This window comes from Odoribacter sp. N15.MGS-14 (genome assembly GCF_000980245.1).
Taxonomy (GTDB): domain Bacteria; phylum Bacteroidota; class Bacteroidia; order Bacteroidales; family Marinifilaceae; genus Odoribacter; species Odoribacter splanchnicus.
In genome coordinates this window covers 17,667-41,869 of sequence record NZ_LARE01000014.1, presented here as the reverse complement: position 1 = coordinate 41,869, position 24,203 = coordinate 17,667, and the positions used below count along the sequence as shown (strand labels likewise).

General features: G+C 45.2%; 16 protein-coding genes and 2 tRNA genes. 6 read left to right on the top strand and 12 right to left on the bottom strand.

Annotation, left to right across the window (positions count from 1 at the left end; translation table 11 throughout):
* The first annotated feature begins 303 nt into the window (after positions 1-303).
* Positions 304-2,496, top strand: a complete 2,193-nt coding sequence (locus WS34_RS05065; protein WP_013611158.1) for a RelA/SpoT family protein — start codon at positions 304-306, stop codon at positions 2,494-2,496.
* Here WS34_RS05065 and WS34_RS05060 read toward each other — a convergent pair.
* On the bottom strand, positions 2,493-2,942 hold the full coding sequence (locus tag WS34_RS05060; RefSeq protein WP_013611159.1) for an SPOR domain-containing protein: 450 nt from the start codon (positions 2,940-2,942) through the stop codon (positions 2,493-2,495). The two genes, WS34_RS05065 and WS34_RS05060, sit on opposite strands and share 4 nt — an antisense overlap.
* Positions 2,943-3,090: 148 nt before the next feature.
* Here WS34_RS05060 and WS34_RS05055 point away from each other — a divergent pair, with 148 nt between their 5' ends.
* Both WS34_RS05055 and WS34_RS05050 read left to right on the top strand, forming a co-directional pair.
* Entirely contained in the window at positions 3,091-5,628 is a 2,538-nt protein-coding gene (locus WS34_RS05055) for a S9 family peptidase (RefSeq protein WP_046403533.1), read from the top strand.
* Positions 5,629-5,731: 103 nt separating this feature from the next.
* On the top strand, positions 5,732-7,765 hold the full coding sequence (locus WS34_RS05050; RefSeq protein WP_022159493.1) for a transketolase family protein: 2,034 nt from the start codon (positions 5,732-5,734) through the stop codon (positions 7,763-7,765).
* 641 nt (positions 7,766-8,406) lie between these two features.
* Here the strand turns inward: WS34_RS05050 and WS34_RS05045 are convergent.
* The 5 genes from WS34_RS05045 to WS34_RS05025 all read right to left on the bottom strand — a co-directional run bounded on the left by WS34_RS05045 (position 8,407) and on the right by WS34_RS05025 (position 16,903).
* Positions 8,407-10,578 carry a tetratricopeptide repeat protein gene (locus WS34_RS05045; RefSeq protein WP_013611162.1) on the bottom strand — a complete coding sequence of 724 codons (2,172 nt, stop codon included), beginning with the start codon at positions 10,576-10,578 and terminating at the stop codon, positions 8,407-8,409.
* A 42-nt stretch (positions 10,579-10,620) separates the two neighbouring features.
* Complete coding sequence (locus WS34_RS05040) at positions 10,621-14,070, bottom strand: hypothetical protein (RefSeq protein WP_046402490.1); 3,450 nt, start codon at positions 14,068-14,070, stop codon at positions 10,621-10,623.
* 85 nt (positions 14,071-14,155) lie between these two features.
* The gene (locus WS34_RS05035; protein WP_046402492.1) at positions 14,156-15,229 is read right to left on the bottom strand and encodes an NAD(P)H-dependent flavin oxidoreductase; all 1,074 of its coding nucleotides are present in this window, start codon (positions 15,227-15,229) and stop codon (positions 14,156-14,158) included.
* Positions 15,230-15,401: 172 nt separating this feature from the next.
* Positions 15,402-15,935 carry a GNAT family N-acetyltransferase gene (locus WS34_RS05030; RefSeq protein WP_013611167.1) on the bottom strand — a complete coding sequence of 178 codons (534 nt, stop codon included), beginning with the start codon at positions 15,933-15,935 and terminating at the stop codon, positions 15,402-15,404.
* An 11-nt stretch (positions 15,936-15,946) separates the two neighbouring features.
* Positions 15,947-16,903 (bottom strand): EamA family transporter, encoded by a 957-nt coding sequence (locus WS34_RS05025; RefSeq protein WP_202194441.1) that lies wholly within the window; start codon positions 16,901-16,903, stop codon positions 15,947-15,949.
* A gap of 168 nt (positions 16,904-17,071) precedes the next feature.
* On the opposite strand from WS34_RS05025, the gene WS34_RS05020 reads away from it, so the two are divergent.
* Together WS34_RS05020 and WS34_RS05015 are read left to right on the top strand one after the other, a co-directional pair.
* Positions 17,072-17,143, top strand: a tRNA-Met gene (locus WS34_RS05020).
* 379 nt (positions 17,144-17,522) lie between these two features.
* Positions 17,523-17,594, top strand: a tRNA-Met gene (locus WS34_RS05015).
* Positions 17,595-17,649: 55 nt separating this feature from the next.
* Here WS34_RS05015 and WS34_RS05010 read toward each other — a convergent pair.
* The 6 genes from WS34_RS05010 to rpmB all read right to left on the bottom strand — a co-directional run bounded on the left by WS34_RS05010 (position 17,650) and on the right by rpmB (position 21,743).
* Positions 17,650-20,085, bottom strand: coding sequence for an FAD-dependent oxidoreductase (locus tag WS34_RS05010; RefSeq protein ID WP_046403527.1), 2,436 nt, complete (start codon positions 20,083-20,085; stop codon positions 17,650-17,652).
* Positions 20,086-20,095: 10 nt separating this feature from the next.
* Positions 20,096-20,404: a thioredoxin gene (trxA, locus tag WS34_RS05005; protein WP_046402496.1), complete on the bottom strand. Its 309-nt coding sequence runs from the start codon at positions 20,402-20,404 to the stop codon at positions 20,096-20,098.
* A 73-nt stretch (positions 20,405-20,477) separates the two neighbouring features.
* Positions 20,478-20,774 (bottom strand): ArsR/SmtB family transcription factor, encoded by a 297-nt coding sequence (locus tag WS34_RS05000; RefSeq protein ID WP_013611171.1) that lies wholly within the window; start codon positions 20,772-20,774, stop codon positions 20,478-20,480.
* Positions 20,775-21,140: 366 nt separating this feature from the next.
* Complete coding sequence (locus WS34_RS15425) at positions 21,141-21,293, bottom strand: DUF4295 domain-containing protein (protein WP_013611172.1); 153 nt, start codon at positions 21,291-21,293, stop codon at positions 21,141-21,143.
* A gap of 7 nt (positions 21,294-21,300) precedes the next feature.
* The gene (gene rpmG / locus WS34_RS04995; RefSeq protein WP_013611173.1) at positions 21,301-21,489 is read right to left on the bottom strand and encodes a 50S ribosomal protein L33; all 189 of its coding nucleotides are present in this window, start codon (positions 21,487-21,489) and stop codon (positions 21,301-21,303) included.
* 11 nt (positions 21,490-21,500) lie between these two features.
* Positions 21,501-21,743: a 50S ribosomal protein L28 gene (gene rpmB / locus WS34_RS04990; protein ID WP_013611174.1), complete on the bottom strand. Its 243-nt coding sequence runs from the start codon at positions 21,741-21,743 to the stop codon at positions 21,501-21,503.
* A gap of 247 nt (positions 21,744-21,990) precedes the next feature.
* Between rpmB and WS34_RS04985 the strand changes: the two genes are divergently transcribed.
* Entirely contained in the window at positions 21,991-24,096 is a 2,106-nt protein-coding gene (locus WS34_RS04985) for a M3 family metallopeptidase (RefSeq protein ID WP_022161296.1), read from the top strand.
* The last annotated feature ends 107 nt before the right edge of the window (positions 24,097-24,203 follow it).

Sequence of the window (24,203 nt, the reverse complement as noted above, 5' to 3'; positions counted from 1 at the left end):
TAAATATACATAAAAAATTGATTTCAAGCATATCCTCGTAATTTTAAACCGGCCTTTCCTGTTTATACTTCAACGTATTATTTTCCAAGCGGCCCGATAAAGATTTTCCGGATTTTCCGGGATAACAGCATGGTAGCAGATTACAGCAGTTCATTTCTGATTTCATATTTCTGTACACTTATTCTTTACACACACTTTTCAACAAACTTTTACACAAAAATAGAATTGCCGGATCGATAATCTTCAAAAGAATCGCTATTTTTACAAACAGAAAAAAGCGACACCTTCTAACAAGATTCACTTATGAACGCAATGACAGAACAAACCTATCGTCCGATCATATTGAGTAAATATACGGCTGTGTTAAAATCCTGCCGGAACCTGATTTCGAGCGAAGACATCCGGTTGATCCGTAAAGCCTTTAAGATAGCCATCCAAAACGAAACCGAAGCTTCGGAATTAAACTATCAGGAGATCGTCCGTATTTTGGATATTACGCTGATCATTACCCAGGAAATCGGCTTAGGCCGGACTTCTATCATTTGTGCCATGCTCCACAAAACAGTGGAAAAAGAAATGATCACCCTGGAGCAAATCCGGGAGATGTTCGGGGAAAAAGTAGAGCAAATCATCAAAGGACTAAAGGATATCAGCCACATTTATGCCACCCAGCGGATTGTAAACTCGGAGAATTTCAGAAAATTATTGCTCAGTTTTGCCGAAGATATCCGCGTACAGCTGATCTTCCTGGCCGAAAAACTCTATGCTTTACGGCAGGCTGCACAGCTTTCGGAGGCCGGACAAAAACAGCTGGCCATGGAAACCAGCTATATTTACATCCCTTTTGCCCATCGATTGGGATTGTACAATATCAAATCGGAGATGGAAGACACAGCTCTCCGCTATGCCAATCCCCAAATCTACCGGGAGATCGAACAAAAATTAAAGGAATCGAAAACCGCCCGGGAGGCTTACATTGCCGAATTTATCGCTCCGATTGCCGAAGAAATGAACCGGAGAGGTATCAAATTTAAAATGAAATACCGCACGAAGACGATTGCCTCGATCTTAAATAAGATGCGGAAAAGCCAGGTTGAATTTGAAGAAATTTTCGACATTTTTGCTGTACGTTTCATTATCGACAGTGTCGGCGAAAATGAGAAGCCCGACTGTTGGCGGGTATATTCTATCGTAACCGATAAGTATACGCCTAATCCCCAGCGTCTCCGGGACTGGATTTCTGTACCCAAATCCAACGGATACGAATCGTTGCAGACCACCGTGCTGGGGCCTGGCAAACGCTGGGTAGAAGTACAGATCCGGACGGAACGTATGGATGAGATTGCCGAGAAAGGATTCGCTGCCCACTGGAAATACAAAGGGGGATCTTCGGATTCAATTATCGAAAACTGGCTGAACGAATTGCGCGAAATCCTGGAAAGCAATAATGAGAATGCGCTGGAATTACTGGATGATATGAAAATCAACCTCCAGGATAAAGAGGTACATGTATTTACTCCCAAAGGAGATTTAATAACGTTACAGGCAGGAGCCACCTTACTGGATTTTGCGTACGCTATTCACACCAATATCGGGAGCAAGTGTGTTGGAGGTATTGTCAATCACCGGAATGAAACCCTGAAATATGTTTTGAAAAACGGAGATCAGGTTTCTATTATCACTGCCGCCAACCAGCAACCGAAAGCCGACTGGCTGAGTTTTACAGTCACTTCGAAAGCCCGGAATAAAATCCGTCAATACCTGAATGAAGAAATCAACCACCAGGCCGATATCGGCAAGGAAACACTGATGCGCCGTCTGAAAAACTGGAAAATCGAATTCAACGACGAAGTGATCCGCAAACTGATGCAGCACTACAAATACAAGTTCGCTCTCGACCTTTACCACGGCATCGCTATCGGCAAGCACGATCCTTCCGAAATCAAAGAGATATTGACGCAGGTGGAAGAAAAGCCGGCCCCTGTCGTTCCGCCTAAAGATATCAAAGTGGTACGTCCAAAAAAAATCGATGAAGATGTACTGCTGATCGATAAAAATGTGGATAATGTAGAGTATAAGTTCGCCCGTTGCTGTAATCCGGTATACGGAGACGATATCATCGGTTTCGTATCCATCGGCGAAGGGATTAAAGTACACCGCCGCCAGTGTAAAAATGCCCTGGAGCTGGTTCGCCGTTATCCTTACCGGATCGTCAAGACCCGCTGGACCAACGATGGAGCCACTTCTTATCAAACCGTCCTGAATCTGACAGGCAAAGAGGACGGTAATATCATCAACAAAATTACCGAATTGATCGCCAAAGATCCGCATGCTACTTTGCGGGCCATTTCGATCAATGCCGCCGAGGGGGTATTCGATGGTAATATCACTGTCCTGATCGATAATACCGAACACCTGTCCCAATTGATTTCCAGACTAAAACATCTGGAAGGAGTGGTGAGAGTCAACCGCCACGATTCGATGCTCGAAGACTAGTCCTCTTTGACCTCCAGGAGCCATGCATCCCGAAACTGCGGATATTGTCTACGGATACGGATAAGCTCCCGGGCAGCATCGGCGTGAGTATCGTCACAAACCGCACTAACGCGGTACATCCCTTCACTATTCTGCATAATCGAACAACCCAAAAATCCGCGGCGCATCAGGTCCGACCGCAAGTTGATCGCATTCTGCCGGTAAATAAAACTCCCGACAATAATACAATACCGCATCAAATCGGCACCGTCCGTCAAACCGACTTTCTCCTTTTTCACCGTCACCGGTTCTTCTTCCACGATCAAGGTATCCTGTACTTTCTCCTGTACAGCAACTTCTACCGGTTGGGTAGATACATACCCTACCTCCGATCGTATCATTCTTTTATTCGACTTACAACAGGTCAGGGTCACCGCTAAGGCTAACAGACAAATCAATATTCGCATAACTTAAAGTTTTCTGACTTGTACGGTAAAAGAACGATTAAGTTACTCCGGGTTTAACTAGACATTAACTTTCTTTTCAATCAAAAAGCGATACCTTCGCAGAAAGAAAAAATGTTAAAAAGCTAAAACCTGATAAACCTTATCATCGATGAAAAACAAAGGATTTTTACTCTCATTATTCATTGCAGGGTCCTTGACTGCCAACGCACAGGATATCAAGGAGTGGCTGAGCCTGACACCTATAAAAATGGAGAAGCCGGCCTTGAGCCATGTAAAAAATGTCAAAGACCAGGTATTTACAGATGCCATGCTCACCGATTACTCCGGAGTAAATATCGGCAGCCTGGTTCCCGATGCCGATTCAAAGGAGAATCATTTTCACCGGCTCCGGTGGACGGTGGCCCCGATGAACCGGGATACCGTAACAGCCGGTGAAAAAACAGATCAACCGACGCTAAATTATTACGCGGTCTATTTCAGCAATTCCGAATGGATGAGCGGAAGTTTTCATTTCCGGCTATTCGGTCAGGCCGAAGTCTATATCGATGGAGTAAAAAAAGCCGGTTCTGCGGATAATAAACCCGTAGAAAAAATCGTTCACGGCGATTGGATTCCAGGAAAACACACGATTATCGTAAAAACGGCCACTCAGGGAGGCAATGTATTGTATGCTAATTTTAAAGCCGACAAAGCCTACGAACAGCTCCCTTTCGGTTTCTCTCTGTCCCCGCAACGAGGCAAGAATATTTACGATGTGCTCAACGGTAAACAAGTATCCCATCTGTCTGTCTCCCCCACCGGAAAATATGCCCTTGTCGGGATCACCAATACCGTAGATGGCCGAAGCAGTAACAATACCTACGTATACCGGATCGCCGACAAAGAAATCGTCTATACCTTTTATGGCAATAACGTACGTAATCTGCAATGGATTCCCGATCAGGACAAACTTTCTTTCCTGCAAGCAGAAGGCAACGGACAATCTTTATATAGTTACGACCTGGAAAAACAACTACAAACCCGTCTGATCAAAGAAGACCGGCAAATTCAGAGCTGCATCTGGTCACCCGATCGTTCTTATCTGATCTATTATGCCAATGAAAACTACAGCGATCCCAAATGGGAATTGCGTAAACTGGACGGCATACAAGATCGGCAGGACTATTTCCGTAACCGGAGTTATCTGTGTAAGTACGATTTCGCTACCGGCCTCCATTCCCGGCTCACCTGGGGAAATCTGAGCACTTCGCTTATGGATATCAGTGCAGACGGTAAAAAATTACTGATCTCCACTTCACGCCCGGCTTATACGGAATATCCCTATAACAAACAAGATATTTATCTGATGGATATCACCACCCAACAACTGGATACCCTTTGGAAGGACCGGCTTTATTCCATATCCTGTACTTTCTCTCCCGATGGCAAAAAACTGCTGATCAGCGGCGGCCCTTCGGCCTTCGGTAAACTGGGAGAAAACATCGGGAAAAATCAGATTGCCAACCAATACGATACCCAATTGTATATTTATGACCTGGCCACTAAAAAAGTGGACGCGATCACCCGCGATTTCAATCCTTCGGTGGAAGAAATGACCTGGCATAAAAACGGTAATATCTATATAAAAACGACCGATGCCGATTTCGTACGTCTGTATTGCTATGCCGACGGTAAATTCACCCGGATCGAATGCCCGGGAGACATGATTCTCCGGACCAGTTTTGCCAGCCATGCCGACCGAATGATGTATACCGCTTCGAACACCGATTATCCTCCCCGGATCTATACCTTGAACCTAACCGATAATCAAGCGGCTCTCTGGGCGGATCCCAACGAAGAGCAATACCGGAATATTGTTTTCGGAGAGATGAAAGACTGGGACTATAAGTATAAGAAAGGTACGGTAATCGACGGACGTTATTATCTGCCTGCCGATTTCGATCCGGCCAAAAAATATCCGCTGATCGTTTATTACTACGGCGGAACGACCCCCGTCTCCCGTAGTTTCGGCGGACGCTGGCCTTTCAACCTCTATACGGCCAACGGTTATGTCGTATATGTGCTTCAACCTTCCGGAACCATCGGATACGGACAGGAATTTTCTGCCCGCCACCAAAACAATTGGGGTAAAATCACAGCCGACGAAATTATCGCCTCGACCAAAGCATTTGCCAAAGCCCATCCGTTTATCGATGCTTCTAAGATTGGTTGTATGGGAGCTTCTTACGGAGGTTTTACCACCGAATACCTTACCACCCGAACCGATATTTTCGCCTGTGCTATCTCACATGCCGGCATTTCCTCTATCTCTAGCTATTGGGGAGGCGGATATTGGGGTTACGGCTACAGTACCAACGCTTCGGCACACGCTTTCCCCTGGAACCGTAAGGATATCTATGTCGACCAAAGTCCCCTTTTCAATGCCGATCAGGTGAAAGTGCCTATCCTGTTAATCCACGGTACAAAAGATGTCAATGTACCGACAAACGAAAGTATACAATTTTATACTGCTCTGAAATTATTGGGTAAAGATGTCGAATTAGTATTGGTTAAAGATGCCGATCATGCCGTGGTCGATTACAATCAGCGTATCCTGTGGAACAATACGATTCTCTCCTACTTCGCCAAATATCTGAAAGATCAACCGGCTTGGTGGGAACACCAGTTTAAAGAGCTGAATCTCTAAACGGAAGAAGAAAAGTAAGATTAAGTGTAATTCTTACTTTTCTTTTTTTGAAAGATTATTTATAAATTTGCAAAAAACCAAAAATCTATTTTAAATTTATATCATGAATACAACTACCAACAGAGCGGCGGACAACATCCGAATTCTGGCAGCCTCAATGGTTGAAAAAGCAAAATCAGGTCACCCCGGAGGAGCGATGGGTGGTGCCGATTACATCAACGTGCTATATTCTGAATTTCTGAATTTCGATCCGGACGATGCCGAGTGGGTAAACCGGGATCGGTTTTTCCTGGACCCGGGTCATATGTCACCGATGCTTTATGCAACGTTGAGCCTGATTGGTAAATATAGCATGGAAGATCTGAAAAACTTCCGTCAATGGGGCAGCATCACTCCCGGTCATCCCGAAGTAGACGTAAAACGGGGTGTAGAGAATACTTCAGGTCCTCTGGGTCAGGGACATGCCATGGCCGTCGGAGCAGCTATCGCCGAACGTTTTCTGGTAGCCCGTTTCGGTGAATGGATGGCCCACAAGACCTATGCTTTCATCTCAGACGGTGGCATTCAGGAAGAGATCTCCCAAGGTGCAGGACGTATTGCCGGTACACTCGGACTCGCTAACCTGATCATGTTCTATGACTCGAATAATATCCAGCTTTCTACCAAAGTGGATGAAGTAACCCACGAAGATACAGCCAAAAAATATGAAGCCTGGGGATGGCAGGTCATCACCATCGACGGCAACGATGCAGCAGAAATCCGTCAGGCCCTGAAAGTGGCACAGGAAGAAAAAGAACGTCCTACACTCATCATCGGACACACCCTGATGGGGAAAGGAGCTGTCGGTGCCAACGAAGAAGATTTCTCCAACAAAGTATCAACTCACGGACAACCGCTGAGCGCTGCCGGAGCTTCTTTTGAAAATACGGTGGCTAACCTGGGCGGAGATCCTCAGAATCCATTCGTTATCTTCCCGGATGTACAGGAATATTATGCGCAGGTACTGGAAGAGAAACGGGCTCAGGCCAAACAGAAAAAAGCCGAACAAGCTGCCTGGGAAAAAGCCAACCCGGAATTAGCAGCCAAATTCCATCGGTTTATGTCGGGAGAAGCGCCTGCTATCGATTATAAAGCTATTGCACACAAAGCCAATATAGCAACCCGTCAGGCTTCAGCCGATGTATTGGTTACACTGGCACAGGAAGTTGAAAATATGATCGTCAGCTCTGCCGACCTTTCCAATTCAGATAAGACAGACGGTTTTATCAAAGGAGGAGCCCGCAACCTAGTGAAAGGAGATTTCAGCGGTAAATTCCTGCAAGCCGGAGTTGCCGAGTTGACTATGGCTGCAATCTGTAACGGTATCGCCCTTCATGGCGGTATTCATGTTGCCTGTGCAACCTTCTTTGTATTCTCCGATTATATGAAGCCGGCTTTCCGTTTATCGGCTCTGATGCAGATGCCGGTTAAATACATCTGGACCCACGATGCCTTCCGGGTCGGTGAAGACGGTCCTACCCACCAGCCGATCGAGCACGAAGCCCAGTTGCGTCTGCTGGAAAAAATGCAGAACCACGCCGGAAAAATGAGCATGCTGGCTTTACGTCCGGCCGATGCAGCCGAAACTTCGGTGGCCTGGAAAATGGCGATGGAAAATACCGAAACTCCGACGGCTCTCGTATTGTCCCGTCAGAATATCAACGATCTGCCGGCCGCAACCGACCGTTATACCGAAGCTTTAAAAGCAGAAAAAGGAGCTTACATCGTACAGAAAAACGGTGAAAATCCCAAAGTGATCCTAATCGCATCCGGATCGGAAGTGGCCACCCTGATCGATGCCGCCAAGTTGTTACTCGAAAGAAAAGGTATCGCTTCACAGGTTGTATCGGCTATTTCGGAAGGTTTATTCCGTCAGCAGCCGACCGCTTACCAGGAAGAAGTCATTCCGGCCTCTACGCCTCATTTCGGCCTGACCGCCGGTTTATCGGTAACTCTGGAAGGATTGGTCGGATGTAACGGCAAAATCCACGGCGTAAATCACTTCGGATATTCTGCCCCAGCCAAAGTACTGGACGAAAAGTTCGGCTTTACCGGAGAGTTTGTATACAACGAAATTTGCGAAATGCTCGGAAAATAATTCCTTGACAACACCAAAAGAAATAGTTTTATAAAACATAATTTCTTAAAATGGTGAAAATAGTTAAAACGGTGTAATGTTTAGTTTTAAAACATTGCACCGTTTTTAGTTACAGGGAAATAAAAGTTTGCCAAACAATAGAGAAAAGTAAAGTAAACTCTAATTCTCCGTCACTCCAAATTTATGGTAGAATTAATTTTTTCTTTCTATTCCGATTTCGGGTTCTGTGTCGTCAGACCCGGTCGCCCGGACCGGTCCGGTAAGGCTTTCCTTCACTGACCGGCGGAACTCCTCACTACACAAAAAACTTTACGTTACGTTTCCGTCAGACACCACCGGTCGGGCGTTCGGAAACCCTAACCGGACACTCGTTCCTGCTCCAATGGTCCTCCGGCATAAAACCCTGCATCTCACATTAACACGACCTGGCAAAGGAAGAATTAGAAAAATTTTATAGAATAAAATACCGGCTCACCTCTATCGGATTATGGATAGTTAGGCGACCGGTTCCCTGAACACGAACACCGAAGACGAATAAAGAGCGGAATAATTCTACTTCTTTAATAGTTAAAAGGAGGCAACGATTACAACGGTTTCAGCAAACAAATCTACCTGCTGTAACCGTTGCAACTATAAAACGATCAATACCCCGGATTCTGTTCTGCCCCACCTAAACCGACTTCCGACTCAGGGAATGGCAAGAGCTTTTGCCAGGCTTCGATTCCGAGTTCTTTTTCACACAGATCGTTCCGTTTTAAAAAAGCGAAATAAGCGAATTCCCCCTTCAACAATTCTTTCCAGGTAGCTTTCAACTGTTGGTCGAAATCTGTCGCTTCAGACAAACGGTAGTTTTTCCGGACCTGATTCAGATAATCCATAGCTTTCGCCCGGTCACCGATACGATTCGTACATTCGGCCAGCAATAACAAAGCCTCGGTATAGCTACCGACAGGTAAATATCGGTGATCTGCAATCTCACTGGTATATACCGAAGGATAATCCAGCAGATCCAACCCGAATACCAGTTCTTTAGAACCGCTATTCAAGGCCTCTTTGCGGCTGGCATTAAAGGCATACCCTTCATTCTTCAAAAATATCTCCAAGCCCCTTTTCGCTTCATTGTATCTTCCCAATTGCATATACACTTTTCCCAGCATCAGTTCACCGATACCGATGTAATCCTGATATTCAGCACTTCTCCAGTCCAGTATCAGCCGATGGATCTCCTCCAGATCCGCAGCCAACTTCTCGTAAGCTTTTTGCTCTGTCAACCGGGGTGCCGCCGCCGTCGAAAAATGTTCCGGATAAGGAATGTTTCCCCACAATACGATCAGCGGATAATACATGATCGAACGCAACAACTTAAACTGAGGCGAACAGAGGTTACCCATTTTTTCCTTCTCCAGGATATCATACCCATTATTGGCACTGGCAATAGCTTTATAAGCCACCTCCCAGGCCCGCTTCAAGTCTATATCGGCCATGACACTTTTTTCATGCCGGTAATATTTCTGCCACTTGTTTTGTGGTTCCGGGAAACATTGCGTATAATAAGCCTCTATCGTATACATATAATCACAGGCTTCACGGATACTCCCCAATATGCCGCTCACCGCTTCTTCGACTCCTTCAGGTACTTCGAACTTATTCATATCTCCGTCCTGAGTAATCAGCAGGGTGGCGCTTACTTCACCATCCAGGCTGTACAAAGTAATGCGTTCATCCCGGATCCAATATCCTTTTGCCGGCTGTACCGTCAGTTTAAGCTGCCCCTGCACCTTATCGAGCGTCACTGTATAATCCATTTCCTCTGACTTGAACTGGAATAATTTATCTACCTCCACCCCGGATTTCGGCACTTCTTCTTCCATACCGGGATAAGTAAAATCATAAGATAAATTAGCCAGGATATCTACAGCATATTCTCCCCCATCCTGACTTACCCGTAAAGTATCGGTCTTGAATTTCAATTTTTTATCGCCTACGATCCCTCCGAATTCATTTCCGGCTTCTCCATCGCCGTCCCAGTCGATAAAATAACTCAAATCGGGCACAGTAATTTCCAGGCCGGTTTCCTTATACTTTGCAACTAATCCTTCAGCAACCTTTGTCCAATCGATACTCACTGCATTTTTACGGATTTCTTCCTTCGTATCGTCCGGAAGCGTACCGGTTTCCTTCAACTTTTCACACAACCCTTCCAAATATTCCGCAAACCGGGTCTCGGTTTTATCCTTCAACAGAGAAGCCGACACCACCAACAAACTACCCGCTCCTTTGATTCCATCTGTCAGTGAATAGGTATTCACCTCATCCATCTCGAATCTCTGCAACCCGAAGGCCTTCAACACTTCTCCATGTGCCTGCTGACTGACGGCTTTAAAGCGCTTTTCTCCACCGTTCAACTCCAATAATCGTCGGGTTTCCAGATGAGTGAATACATTCACATTCACCGATTTCTGATTCGAAAGATCTGCAATCGAACGCAAACTCAACGATCCGGAGGTCTGTTCGCCGGTCAGCTCATTATAAAAAGCTCCTGTCGCCACAATTTCTACATAAGGAGACCGGATATCCAAAATACCGAAATCGAAATTTCCCTGATCGTCCTGTACGGTCTTCGTATAACTGATTCCGGTCCGTTCAAGCCGTTCGCTCAATTCATAAACCGTAACCTCCGATCCTCTGACAAAAGGTCCTTTCTCTACCTTTCCTTTCAGTTCATACCGGTCTGTATACTGCACATCGTCCTTCTTACATCCTGCCAATACCAATAACAGCATACAAGTCCACAATATCATTTGCTTTTTCATTTCCAATCTCTTTATATCGTTCTACTTTCTTATCTGCCCGATTCAAATGAATCCGATTCTTTTCCGTTCGTTCATTACTCCTGCCACAAAAGCTTCGGTAAACATAGCCACATCCTGTTTTTGAACAGAAATCACCTCTTTTACTGTACTCGTCCGGTTACTCTTTGCCATCCGTTGCAGACAATTGCGGACAATCAGATCGGCTACGATCCGCATCAGGCGCGAACTGGCATGACTGCGTTCCTCGGTCGCAACCAGCGAACCGATAAAAACAGTCATATACTGACGGGCTGTCGCTGTCATTTTCATTCGTTCTTTCTCCAGACGACGTTTCAGAATAATCATCAACTCTTCTTTCGTATAATCTTCGAAGACCAGTACATTGACCAAATCCGACATGTGTTCGGCGTCTCCGTTGATACCCGATACCCTGTTCCGGGGTTCTGCATAGATGATAATATAACTTCCGGGATGTTCGGCCATCTGATTCATCAGGAGAGCACGTACTCTTTCACGGAAGCCGACAGCTTCGTTCAATTTGGGTGAATCTTCATCGAAAAGCAAGATACCTCCGCTGGATTTCACCAACGCTTCCCCGATACTACGCTGAGCCTCGTCTTCCATCAGTCCGATCATTCTTTCCACCTTAAAATCGAATACCTGTCCCTTATCGACGATCCCCATGGCTTTGTAAAGACGGGCGATGATCCGGGCTACCGTTCCCTTTCCCATGGCCGAATTACCGGTCAAACACCATTGCAGGGACATCCGGCTGCTCAATTTTACCCCCTCGTGGCTATAATGACGCGCCAGCTCTACAAAATCACGGATCTGTTTTTTTATTCCCGTTTGTCCGACCATTTTATCCAGCTCTTCCAATGCCCGGCCGATCTCCTCTTCATCGAATACATCCCTTTCCAATTTTGGAAGTTCAAAACTATCGACCGGTATATCGTCTTTGCGGATGGTAGTCATCTCCTGACGGGTCAGCTCCCGTTCCTGACGGATTTTCATCGTCCGTTCGGACATATGACGAATAGCCGCTGCCACGACTTTTTCAACGAAAAGCGCATTACCGAAATTCTTATCTCTGTTTTCATAAGCTTTCCGGATCAGCTCACCGAATACTTCCCGTGCCTTGGGATGAAATACATAAGCTTTTTCTTTCAGTTTATTTTCAGCGATCTGCATCAGTTCTTCGGGCGTATAATCGTTGAACGAAAATACATAAGGAAAATAATTCTTTAAAGCGGGATTCATCTCCAGCATCTTATCGACTCTTTCGGGATATCCGCCTAAAACCACGATCGTATCCCCGCATTCCTCGGTCGATAAATTCGACAATAAAGCCTCGAACAGGGCCAATCCCCATTCACTCCGGGGCAATACATCGGCATGGTCGATATATAGAATACCTCCGGCCGCACCGTTCATCAACACTTCGGCTCCCTGTTGGGGAGTCAGCCCTCCATCGCCGGTGAGCTGACGTCCGTCCTGTACCGTCACATTCGGACGCAACAGAATACCCACCGAATGATAGATTTCTCCCATCATCTTAGCGACAGTCATCTTCCCTGTACCGGGATTACCGCTAAAGATCATATTCAGGGGAGGAAGGGTATCGTCGAAACCATGTTTTTGCCTTTCCCGGATAAAATATACATAACTCAGATGTTGTACAATACTTTGTTTCAATGCCCCCAAACCGATCATCGCCTTGAGTTTTTCCAATGCTTTGCCAGGGTCTCCCTCGGGTAAAGTTACGATATCTTCCTCCGTAATCAGCATCAGGTCCTCTTTCTTATACTCTCCGCAGCGGTTCGCCATCAGACGGGCCGACATCCGGGCCGAAGCCTGTTCGAGCTGTTCGTCGATGTAACGTCCGTTGGTAAAATCCACCTCATTGGCCCGGCAAGCTATTTTCAACTGTTTATAAAATTTCTCTTCTGCTCCCGGCGTAAAACGGAATTGCAGTTTTTCCAGTTTGATCCGGGCGATTTCCATCAATTCCTCAGGACTATAATTTTCGAAACAAAGCCGGCGCGGAAAAAGCTTCTGCAAATCGGGAAAAGCTTCCAGCAAAACAGTCATCTCTTCATCAATATCGGAAAGAATAACCAAAACTTCCGGTTTTTCCCTGGTCAGTATACCGTACAATATTCCTAAAGCGATCACCCCCCGATCGTTCGGATCTTCGGGATGAAATAAATCTCCGGCCTGATCGACAAACAGAATCCCCCCTATACTGTTTTTCAGGGCCTGCCGAACCAATTGCTCTTCTGCAGCAGTGCCTTCACGCACCAAATCACGACGGCTGTAATGATTCACCCGGCCGTGACTCAAAAGCCCTAATTTCTGATACAATTCTCCCACCATCTCCGCCACGGTATTTTTACCGGTACCGGGATATCCGGTAAAGATCAGATGCAATTGAGGAAAAGTATCGCTGAAGCCATTCTCCCGCCGGAGACGGATAAATTCGACGTACTCTATGATCCGGGTTATCTCTTCTTTCACTTTACGCAACCCCACCAAACGATACAAACGGTCGAGGATTTCATCTTTATCTTTAGCGGTGTATACCGGATTCAGATTTTGCTTCACGGCCACTTCTCCACCATCGGCCAGTATCTCCTGCTCGAAATCATAAGGAATATCTTTATGACCTATTCCATAGCCCATCTTCAGGACCGTCTGTCCGAAACAGGAAACCATCACGGTATATTCTCCCGGAGTGACGAAATCTTCCTGACTCCCCAGATCGACAGCAAAACAAAGAATACTATTCCCGGCCTGATCCTTGATATATTGGGCGGATTTTACGATCTGCATGGCTTTGATACTCCCCCTACGGTCTACCACCCGGATAACGAATTCATATACCCACTCTCCCCCCAGCAGGTTTTGGGCCATCAGGAAGAAACGGATATTTTTCAATCGGGTGGCATCGAACATCCGGAAAGAATGAGGACGTTTCTGAGCCTCGGACTCGGTTTCTTCACAAAAACGGTCCAGACCGGCATGCAGGATGCGAAAATATTTTTCGGGTTTCCCCTCCCCCGGGACGATATACAGATCTTCTGATTGTCCGGCCACTCCGTCGATATCCGCCAAGATACGATATATCCCCTGTTTCCAGGCCTGTTCCGGTAAATCTGCGCGGTCTATCCGCTCTTCATACACCGGCAAAGCATCCTGACGCTCTACTTTTATTCCGCTCTCTTTCACAGACAAGCACTGTCCTTTGCCGTTCTCCAGGCGAAACAAACGGACAGTCATCTTCCCCTCCCAGGGTTCGCCTTCAAACTGTTTATTCAATACTTCCGTATCCACATACAAACATTCTATTTCCTGTACGCCGAATACAGAACGATAGTCTTTCTCCCCCCGGTAATCATTTTCAGGACTACAGCTCACCCGCACACTTCTGACTACTCCATTCACTTTTTCCGATAGCGTATCGATCGATTGCTGGGCTTTATCTTGATCCATATGTTCTACTATTTACCTATTTTGAAAGTAATTTTGATCTTTTCAAATATAGGTAAATATTTAAGAAATCCAGCAAAAATACGGTTTATTTTGTGCGGTTGAATTCTTCCAGCAACGAACGGAAAGTTTCTTTCACAGACATAATTTTCGTAGCCTTGAATGCATTGGCTCCGGCAAAGGCATAACCATTTTCCATATTTCCCCGGAAAGCGTTGTACAAGGCCGTAATGATACAATACGGACTCTTACTGATATCACAGGTTTTAATACAATTGAAAGGGCACACTTTCGGTTGTTTTTTCCCCTCTTTGATCTTTTGGATAAAATTACTGAAAATCGCCCTTCCCGGCATCCCTACCGGACTTCTTATGATTTGAATATCTTCTTCGTGTGCATTCAGGTAAGTTTGTTTGAAAACATCCGAAGCATCACATTCTTCGGTAGTCACAAAACGGGTACCCATTTGTACGCCGTCGGCTCCCAACTCCATGATTTTTCGGATGTCGTCGCCGGAATAAATCCCACCGGCAGCGATCACCGGAATCTTACGGCCGTATTTTTCTTCTATCTCATGAGCTTCCTGAATCACTTCGGGTAAAATGGTTTCCAGTTGATAATGTTCGTCATCGATCTGCTCATTTTTGAATCCCAGATGTCCTCCGGCTTTCGGACCTTCTACCACCAAAGCATCCGGCAAATAATTGTAAATACTTTTCCATTTCTCACAGATCAGCTTGGCAGCCCGCCCCGAAGAAACGATCGGTACTAATTTAGTGGTACTGTCTTTTTGCAGAAAGGAGGGTAAATTCAGCGGCATTCCCGCGCCGGCAAAAATAATATCGGCTTTCTCGGCAATCGCCGTCCTGACCAGATCGGCAAAGTTCGAAAGAGCCACCATAATATTTACTCCAATGACTCCCTGGGTTTTCTGACGGGCTTTGCTCAGCTCTTCTTTCAGTCCCAATATACTCGCTTCCAGATAATTTTTGGACAAATTCTTATAAATTACCCCAAGTCCTGCAGCAGAAATCACTCCGACCCCACCTTCATTTGCAACAGCAGAGGCCAGACCTGAAAGGGAGATTCCAACTCCCATGCCTCCCTGTATAATCGGCACCTGAATAGAAAGATTACCGATTTTCAACGTTTTTAATAACATAAAAAGTGTATTATATAATTCTCAAAAGACCAAAACAAAAGGTCAACGACATCCAAACAGTCAGTTGACTTTTCCGATGCCGTTGACCTTGTTTTACCCTTATCTTGAAGTCAAAGATAATGATTCGATCTCAGGTATTTTTCTACTTTCCGGTATGTTGTAAAAATAAATATTACAGACGGTAATATACCTTGTCTTTGATGGTCTGTATTTGCCGGTTCAATACTTCTGCCGACTGTCCGCTCCCGTTCCCCATCACCCAGAGCGGAAAATCTTTCCCCCCTTTCACATAAGGAGGTTGTAAATAATTCCGGTCTAAAATCCGATAACCGTTCCGCTCATAATAATGGATTCTCCGGGTAGCCATCTCCGTTTCTGCAGGCTCTACTTCGAGTAATCTCACCCCTTGCAGCTGTTCTTTCACCCAATCCAGAATCTGTTGTCCGATCTTTTTATTCCGCATTTCAGCAAAAACAGCCAAATGTTCGAGGTAATAAAAACTTCCGAAATCCCAATAAACAAACAACCCGGCAAGCTGACCGTCACATTCCACTGCATTGAAATACATGGCAGGTTCGGTATGCAGCAACTCTCCGAGCTGACCGATCTCCCGCCTTTCTTCTACCGGAAAGGCTTCGGTATAAAGGGCCGTTAATTTCCGGAAAGCTTCATCTTCCGCCTGCGTAATTCTTTTTAAAGTAACCATAAGAGCAATATTTAATGACTGAAATTGATTGGCTTTATCCATCGAACCGCTTTCCGCAATTTCAAAGGAATCAAACGCCGAGGCCTGAATCCGTCTTTACTATTGGCCAGAATGACAACCGATACCGCCGACAAAATAATCACAATCCCTGCAAATTGCCAAAAGCCCAGGCTTTCGTGCAGAAACCAGACACCCATACATACGGCAGTCAACGGTTCCATACATCCCAATACAGCCGTAGTCGTCGAGCCGACATGCTGTACCGATAAGATTAACGTAAAATCGGAAACCAATGTCGGAATCAAAGCCAATAATAACAAATATACTCCTGTTTCCCAATCCGGAATCGGATCTAAAGGTACTCCCTTCACCGATAAATTCAAACCGAACACCATAGCCCCTGCCAAAAGCACATAAAAAGTGAGCTTCAAACCATCCATCCGGTGTACACAGGATTTGTTTACACCCACAATATAAAGGGCATAAGTAACGACCGTTGTCAAAACCAGCAACAACCCTTTCAGACTCACCGTTCCGGCAGCCCCGTTATTACTCAGCAGATATACCCCTAAGATAGCCATCAAAGTAGCTCCGATGACCGGAACAGAAACCTTGTCTTTAAAAAAGAGGATCATAACGGTCGTCACAACCACCGGATAAAGAAAATGAATCGTCGTTGCAATACCACTCGGAATATACAAATAAGAAGTAGTCAGCAACAAAGCGGTCATAGCATAAAAAATACCCAATCCGGCCAGAGTGAACAATTCCCGTCCCGATATCCGCAGATCGTACCGCCGGATAACCAACCAAAGCCCCAATACCAAAGCCGAAATACCGAACCGATAAAACATTACCGAATCCACACCGATCCCATTACGAATCGCCGGAAGTGCAAAAAGCGGAATCAAACCGAATGTTGCAGAGGAAATTACCCCATATATTAACCCTTTCAACCGATACATCATACTTTCATTATTTGGATAACTCACCGATTTTCATGCAAATGTATACAAAATTACAGCACAAAATCCGATTTTAACAAAAACTAAGAATAATTTTTCTTCCCGAATATTTGGATTATAAAAAATAAACACTACCTTTGCACTCGCAATACAGAAAGTATTGACCAAGATTGCGGGGTGGAGCAGTGGTAGCTCGTTGGGCTCATAACCCAAAGGTCGTTCGTTCGAGTCGGGCCCCCGCTACTAAGAAGAGATTAGCAAATGCTAATCTCTTTTTTTTCGGATTTCGGGACGGACCTTTCGTCCGGAAATGGGACGAAAGGTCCGTCCCGGAGTTCTTCTTTTAAGGCTCGACAATTTCAACCGTAATTATTTCTCCCCGGCTTTGAGCCCGTCCCATCCGTTCGTCAACCGGATTTCATATACCGTAAAATGAATTACTTGTCCCCTCGTCTCATTCTCCCCCACCCAAATGCATCCTGCCGTATTTCCCCGATGAATCAACCCGGGACATCCAGCAAACGGGGAAGCTTCGGAGTTCCAAAATATATAGTGAAAAATTTGTATGAAAGAAATAAAGAGCTATCTTTGCTCCCGCAATACAGAAAGTATTGACCGGGATTGCGGGGTGGAGCAGTGGTAGCTCGTTGGGCTCATAACCCAAAGGTCGTTCGTTCGAGTCGGGCCCCCGCTACTAAAAAGAGATTAGCAAATGCTAATCTCTTTTTTTCGGATTCAGGGACGGAATTTCAAATGAAAAGATTGATATTGGCTTGCTCGGCTCTTTCGAGATAGGTAGCCACACCTCCGATTTTCACTCCGTCCAATAATTCTTCGGCTTTTATTCCCATAACCTCCATCGACATCCGGCAGGCGATAAACTCTACCCCATTCGCTTTCGCTTGCTCCATCAGAGTCTCCAGAGAATCTATCTTTTTATTTTTCATCATTCCCCGCATCATCCGTGAACCGATCCCTCCCAAGTTCAGTTTGGACAAAGCCAGCTTATGACTCCCCGAAGGCAACATCATACCGAACAGCTTTCCAGCCATATCTTTCTTTACCGGTACAGTAGCTTTCCGCTTGATCACATTCAATCCCCAAAAGGTAAAAAACAACGTCACTTTACGTCCGGCAGAAGCTGCCCCATCGGCTATCACGAACGAAGCCAACGCCCTATCCAAGTCATCACTAAAAACGACAATGGTCTTTCCGTCAGCGGAAACACCATCCTTCCCGCCTCCCTGTCCTCCTTCTCCTTTTTCCAGGGTAGCCGTAATGATTCCTTTTTCCTGTACCACCTGCACCAACCGATTGCCGGTCATTTTAGCCCATGACCCGACATCCCTGACAAAACCGGGATCGGTAGCTGTAATCTCGAGCCTCTCCCCGATCTTCAAACCCTCCATTCCACTTTTCAGTTTCATCACAGGTCCCGGACACTGCAATCCGCAAGCATCCACGGTCAGGTGTCGGCCTCCTCCACCCGACCGACTCTGTTCTTTCTGTAAAGTCTCCGGTAAAATCTCATTGCTCTGCCGGACGGTAACCGCTTTATACGTCTTTAAACCACCGCTCAGATTGTAAACTTCATACCCTCTTTGCATCAGGATTCGGGCAGCTATATATCCTCTTAATCCTACGGCACAGAACACGACCACAGGACGCCCTTTCGGAAGTTCTCCCAGACGTTCACGTAATTCATTCAAAGGAATATTGACGGCCCCTTCGATCGTAGTCAGCTCACATTCCTCTTCCGAACATACATTCACTAAAGTCAGGGTATTCTTATCCCACGCTTCCAACTCTTTCCAACCGATCATTTTCACTTTGCCCCGCATCCTGTTATCGGCTACAAATCCCAACATATTCACCGGGTCTTTCGCCGAGGAAAAAGGTGGTGCATAAGCCTGATCCAATTCCATCAAGTCCTGAACCGAACCACCGGTACGAATGACTGCAGCCAACATTTCCAGGCGTTTATCCGCTCCGTCCATCCCAACCACCTGAGCTCCCAGTAATTTTCCATCTTCCGGGGAAAAATTAATCTTCAAAGTCATCGGAATACTTCCCGGATAATAACCGGCATGCGAACCGGCATGAACGATAGCTTCCTGCCAGGTTATTCCCAACCGTTCAAGTACCCGCGCCGACAATCCGGTTGCCCCGACCGTCAGATCGAACACTTTAGCGATCGCTGTCCCGATAGCTCCCTTGTAAGGCCGTATATTTCCATCCACGATATTTTCGGCACATATCCGTCCTTGTTTATTTGCCGGACCAGCCAAAAAAGAAAGCGACGGACGCCCACTTACAGGATGGGGGAATTCGATCGCATCTCCTACGGCATAGATATCCGGATGGGAAGTCTGCAAATATTCATTCACCCAAATACCACCGGTTTCCCCGATCTTCAATCCGGCCTCTTTAGCCAAACGGTTATCGGGACGCACGCCGATAGACAATATGACCAAATCGGCCTGTAAGGCTTTACCACTTTTCAATTCTACTTGCAATCCGTTCTCTGTTTTGCAGAAAGCAGCCACCGCTTCCTGAAGCAATAACCCCACTTTTCGATCTTTAAACTGCTGATGAACTACTGCGGCAATCTCGAAATCGACAGGTGTCATCACCTGATCCGCCATCTCGACAACAGTCACTTGTATACCCAGCTCATGAAGATTTTCCGCCATCTCCAGTCCGATAAAACCAGCTCCGACGACAACGGCTTTCTTCACTTCCTGACGGCCGGCCCACGCTTTGATCCGATCTGTATCAGCCACATTCCGGAGGGTAAAAATACCTTCGGTCCGAATCCCTTCCCAAGGTGGAAGTACCGGCTCGGCTCCCGGTGACAATACCAATTTATCGAACGACTCCCGATATGTCTTTCCTGTAGCCCAATCTTTTATAACGACCTGTTTATTTTCAGGCTCGATCGCTTTTACTTCCGATTTTATCCGAACTTCGATATTAAAACGGGCTTTGAAACTTTCGGGAGTCTGTACAAATAAACGCTCTCTTTCTTCGATCACCCCACCGATATAATAAGGTAATCCACAGTTCGCATATGAAATGTATTCTCCTTTTTCAAACAGTATTATTTCAGCCTGTTCATCCAATCTTCTCAAACGAGCCGCCGTAGACGCACCACCGGCAACTCCGCCGATAATCATATACTTCATGTCCGGTAATTTAAGAGGCTAAATAGGGTTTGATTATTTCTTCCAATCGAGGGACTCTGACTACCCCACTCTGGCGCCACAACATCCGTCCTTTTTTGAAAAGCATCAAAGTCGGTACAGACTGGATCTGATAAGCGTAAACACTTTGACGATTGGCAGGAACGTCTACATCTATCTTCAAAATCCGGACTTTATCCCCCAAACGCTCTTTCAATTCATCCAATATCGGATGCATCATTTTACACGGACCACACCAGGTCGCAAAATAGTCCACCAATACCGGTGTCTCACTATTTATAAACTCTTCAAATTTTTCCATAAGAACCTCCTTTTTATAATTAAATATTCAAACATACATTTATATAATAAATAAAAAAATAGCTTCCGGTTTCTCAACCTCCAGCCTTCATCATACAACGCATCACGTTAGTCACCCGATCGTCGGCCAGACGGTAATAGGCGTTACGTCCTTCACGCCGGATTTGAAGAATACCTTTTGCATACATATCCGTCAAATGATGGGAAATCAACGCCTGGCTACAAGCCATCTGTTCACAGATTTCCGAAACATTCAATTCCTCGTTCCTGGACAACAGACAAATGATAGCCAACCGATTCGGATGTGCTACCGCTTTCAAGGCATAAGCGATATGTTCAAGCTCTTCTTTCGTAAAACATTGTGTTCCCATAAAGCCGTCTAAAGTTTATAAAGTGTCCTATTCTCTGTCATTTCACAGTACAAATATATAAACATATATTTATATATAAATAGAAAAACCGAATATTAGTATTTTTTTAACATTCGATCCGTAATCTCAAAAAAAGAACTGCCTCATAAAATCCTTTCAAAGGCAGTTCAAAAATTCCACCTTGTCTTGCCCATCCCCTTATAAACATCATGTTTCCCGCATGAATACAAGCCTGCTAAAATAACACAGGCAACCATTCCTCTTGTAACTATCGGCCTACCTTATACATGAACGTTTATATAAACGTAAGGCAAATAAAAAAGCGCTTTTTGATAAAGCGCTTTTCTTTTATATAAAAGAAACATCTTATTTCTTCAATACTTCTTTTACCTGATCGGTGGTAACCATTTGTTCTTTGAACATATAGGCACCAGTTTTCGGAGATTTAACCATTTTGATTACTTTTGCATAACCACGACCATCTCCGGTTTTCAATGTTGCAACGGTTTTCTTTGCCATAGTTCAATTATTTTATTTCACGGTGTAACGTTACTCTTTTCAAATACGGATTGTACTTTTTCAGTTCCAATCTTTCAGGAGTATTCTTTCTATTCTTGGTAGTGATGTACCGGGACATTCCTGGCACGCCGGATTCTTTTTGTTCAGTACATTCAAGAATCACCTGCACTCTGTTTCCTTTGCTTTTCTTTGCCATCGTCAGTGATTTTAAATAGTTTTAATTAATCCAGCAGCAGTAGCATCTTTTAAACATGCATTTAAACCTCTTTTATTAATCAAACGAAGACCATCGGCTGAAACATTCAGGCGAATCCATCTGTCTTCTTCTGGCCAATAAAAATTTCTCTTGAACAGGTTGATCGAGAATGTTCTCTTTACTCTTCTTTTAGAGTGAGATACATGGTTTCCACCCATTGCTCTTTTTCCGGTTATTTGACAAACTCTTGACATCTCTCAGTATTTTTTATAAACGCTTTCCAAACAGGATGCAAAGGAAATACATTTTTTTCAGATAAGCAAATGTCTTACAAAAAAAGTTCGAATAATTTCCCCGTCATGGATTTATACCTGCCTCAAACTGGGAACAATAACTGTCCGCAGTCCCCGTTTTTACTATATTTATCCGTTTATTTGCACTTTAGCCTATTAAATAGCTATCTTTGTGTGTAAAGATCAAAAACAATTTTACCTCACTTTTATGAAAAAAATTATGTATGTCATTTGTTTTGCAGGAATAGTGGTGCAATCCTGCAATCACCCCCAACCGGTTACGGACAATCCGTTTTTAATCCCATTCGATACTCCTTTCGAAGTGCCTCCTTTCGACAAAATTCAGAATCGTCATTACCTTCCGGCTTTCCGGGAAGGGATAAAAGAACAGGAAGCAGAAATTCAGGCCATCCTGAAAAATCCGGAAGCTCCCACTTTTGCCAATACCGTCGAGGCCATGGAAAAATCGGGGCAGTTGTTAAACAAGGTATCTTATGTGTTTTTCAATCTCCGGGAAGCCAATACGAACGATTCGATCAATGCCATTGCAGAGGAGATTATGCCCGAAATCACGGCTCATACGGACGGTATAAATCTGAACGCCGAGCTATTTGCCCGGATCAAAACGGTATACGATAACCAGGACAAAGAAAATCTGACTACGGAACAAAAAATGGTATTGAAAAAATATTACAACAACTTTGTTCGTGGTGGTGCCAATCTTTCGGCAGAAGACAAGGAAAAATTCAAAAAAATCAATAGTGAACTGGCTTTACTGAGTTTGAAATTCGGAGCCAACCAATTGCATGAAACGAATACCTACCGGTTGGTGATCGATAATGAAAAAGACCTGAGCGGGCTCCCGCAAGGTGTCATCGCTGCTGCTGCCGAGACAGCGAAAGAAAACGGTTTGGAAGGGAAATGGGTATTCACTTTGCAGAATCCCAGTATTATGCCTTTCCTGCAATATGCAGACAACCGTAATCTGCGCGAACAGATCTACAAAGCCTATATCGACCGGGGCAGTCAGGACAATGCATACAACAATTGGGCCAACATCAGCAAAATGGTTTCTTTACGGGTACAAAAAGCCCGGCTGTTAGGCTTCCCCGACTATGCCAGCTATGTCCTCGACGATAATATGGCTAAAAATTCGGAGAACGTATATCAATTATGTAATCGAATTTGGGAAGCGGCATTACCGATCTCCAGGCAAGAAGCCCGGGAACTACAGAAAATGATCGATAAAACCGGAGGACGGTTCAAACTAGCTCCCTGGGACTGGCGCTATTATGCTGAAAAATTGAAAAAAGAGAAATACGGGTTGAACGAAACCGAAATCAGCCAATATTTTCCGCTGGAAGAAGTCCGTAAAGGTGCTTTTTATGTAGCCAACAAGTTATATGGCCTGACTTTCGAACAACTCGACAACCTTCCTCTTCCCCACCCCGAAGCCCTGGCATTCGAAGTCAAAGATGCCGACGGTAAACACATCGGAATATATTATGCCGATTATTTTCCACGGGCCGGTAAAAGCAGCGGCGCCTGGATGGACGCTTTCCGCCCGCAATCTAAATTATTGAATTCCAGTCCGGTCATTACCAATGTCTGCAATTTCACCAAACCGGCCGGAGATATGCCCGCCTTGCTTACTTTCGATGAAGCCTGTACCCTATTCCATGAGTTCGGGCATGCTTTACACGGACTACTATCCGAATGTACTTACCCCAGTGTGGCAGGCACCTCGGTTGCCCGCGATTTTGTCGAATTGCCTTCCCAGGTGATGGAAAACTGGGCCGGAGATCCCGAAGTTTTAAAAATCTATACCCACCATTGGCAAACCGGTGAACCGATGCCCCAGGAGTTAATCGATAAAATTCAAAACAGCAGTCATTTCAATCAGGGTTTCGTTGTGACGGAATTTATGTCGGCCGCCCTATTGGATATGGCGTACCACACTATTCAAAACAGCGATCCGATCGATGCGGAAAAATTCGAAAAAGAAGTACTGGATAAGATCGGTTTAATACCTGAAATCACCGTCCGCTACCGCAGTCCTTATTTCGGACATATTTTCAACGGAGGTTATTCGGCAGGCTACTATGCCTACACCTGGGCAGAAGTGTTGGATGCAGATGCTTTTGCTGCATTCAAGGAAACCGGAGATATTTTCAATCCGGAGAAAGCCAAAGCTTTCCGGGAAAATATACTCTCCCGGGGAGGTTCGGACGATCCGATGAAACTTTATAAACAATTCCGGGGCAAAGAACCCGGCATCGAACCGCTATTGGAAAGAAAAGGACTGAAAAAATAATGTTCTTTCGTGACCGGCACTTTACTGATCGGCGGAACTTCGTTCGGGATAAACACTGACTCCCGACCCGAGTTCCGCCGATTCATTTCTAAAGGATTCCGATCGAA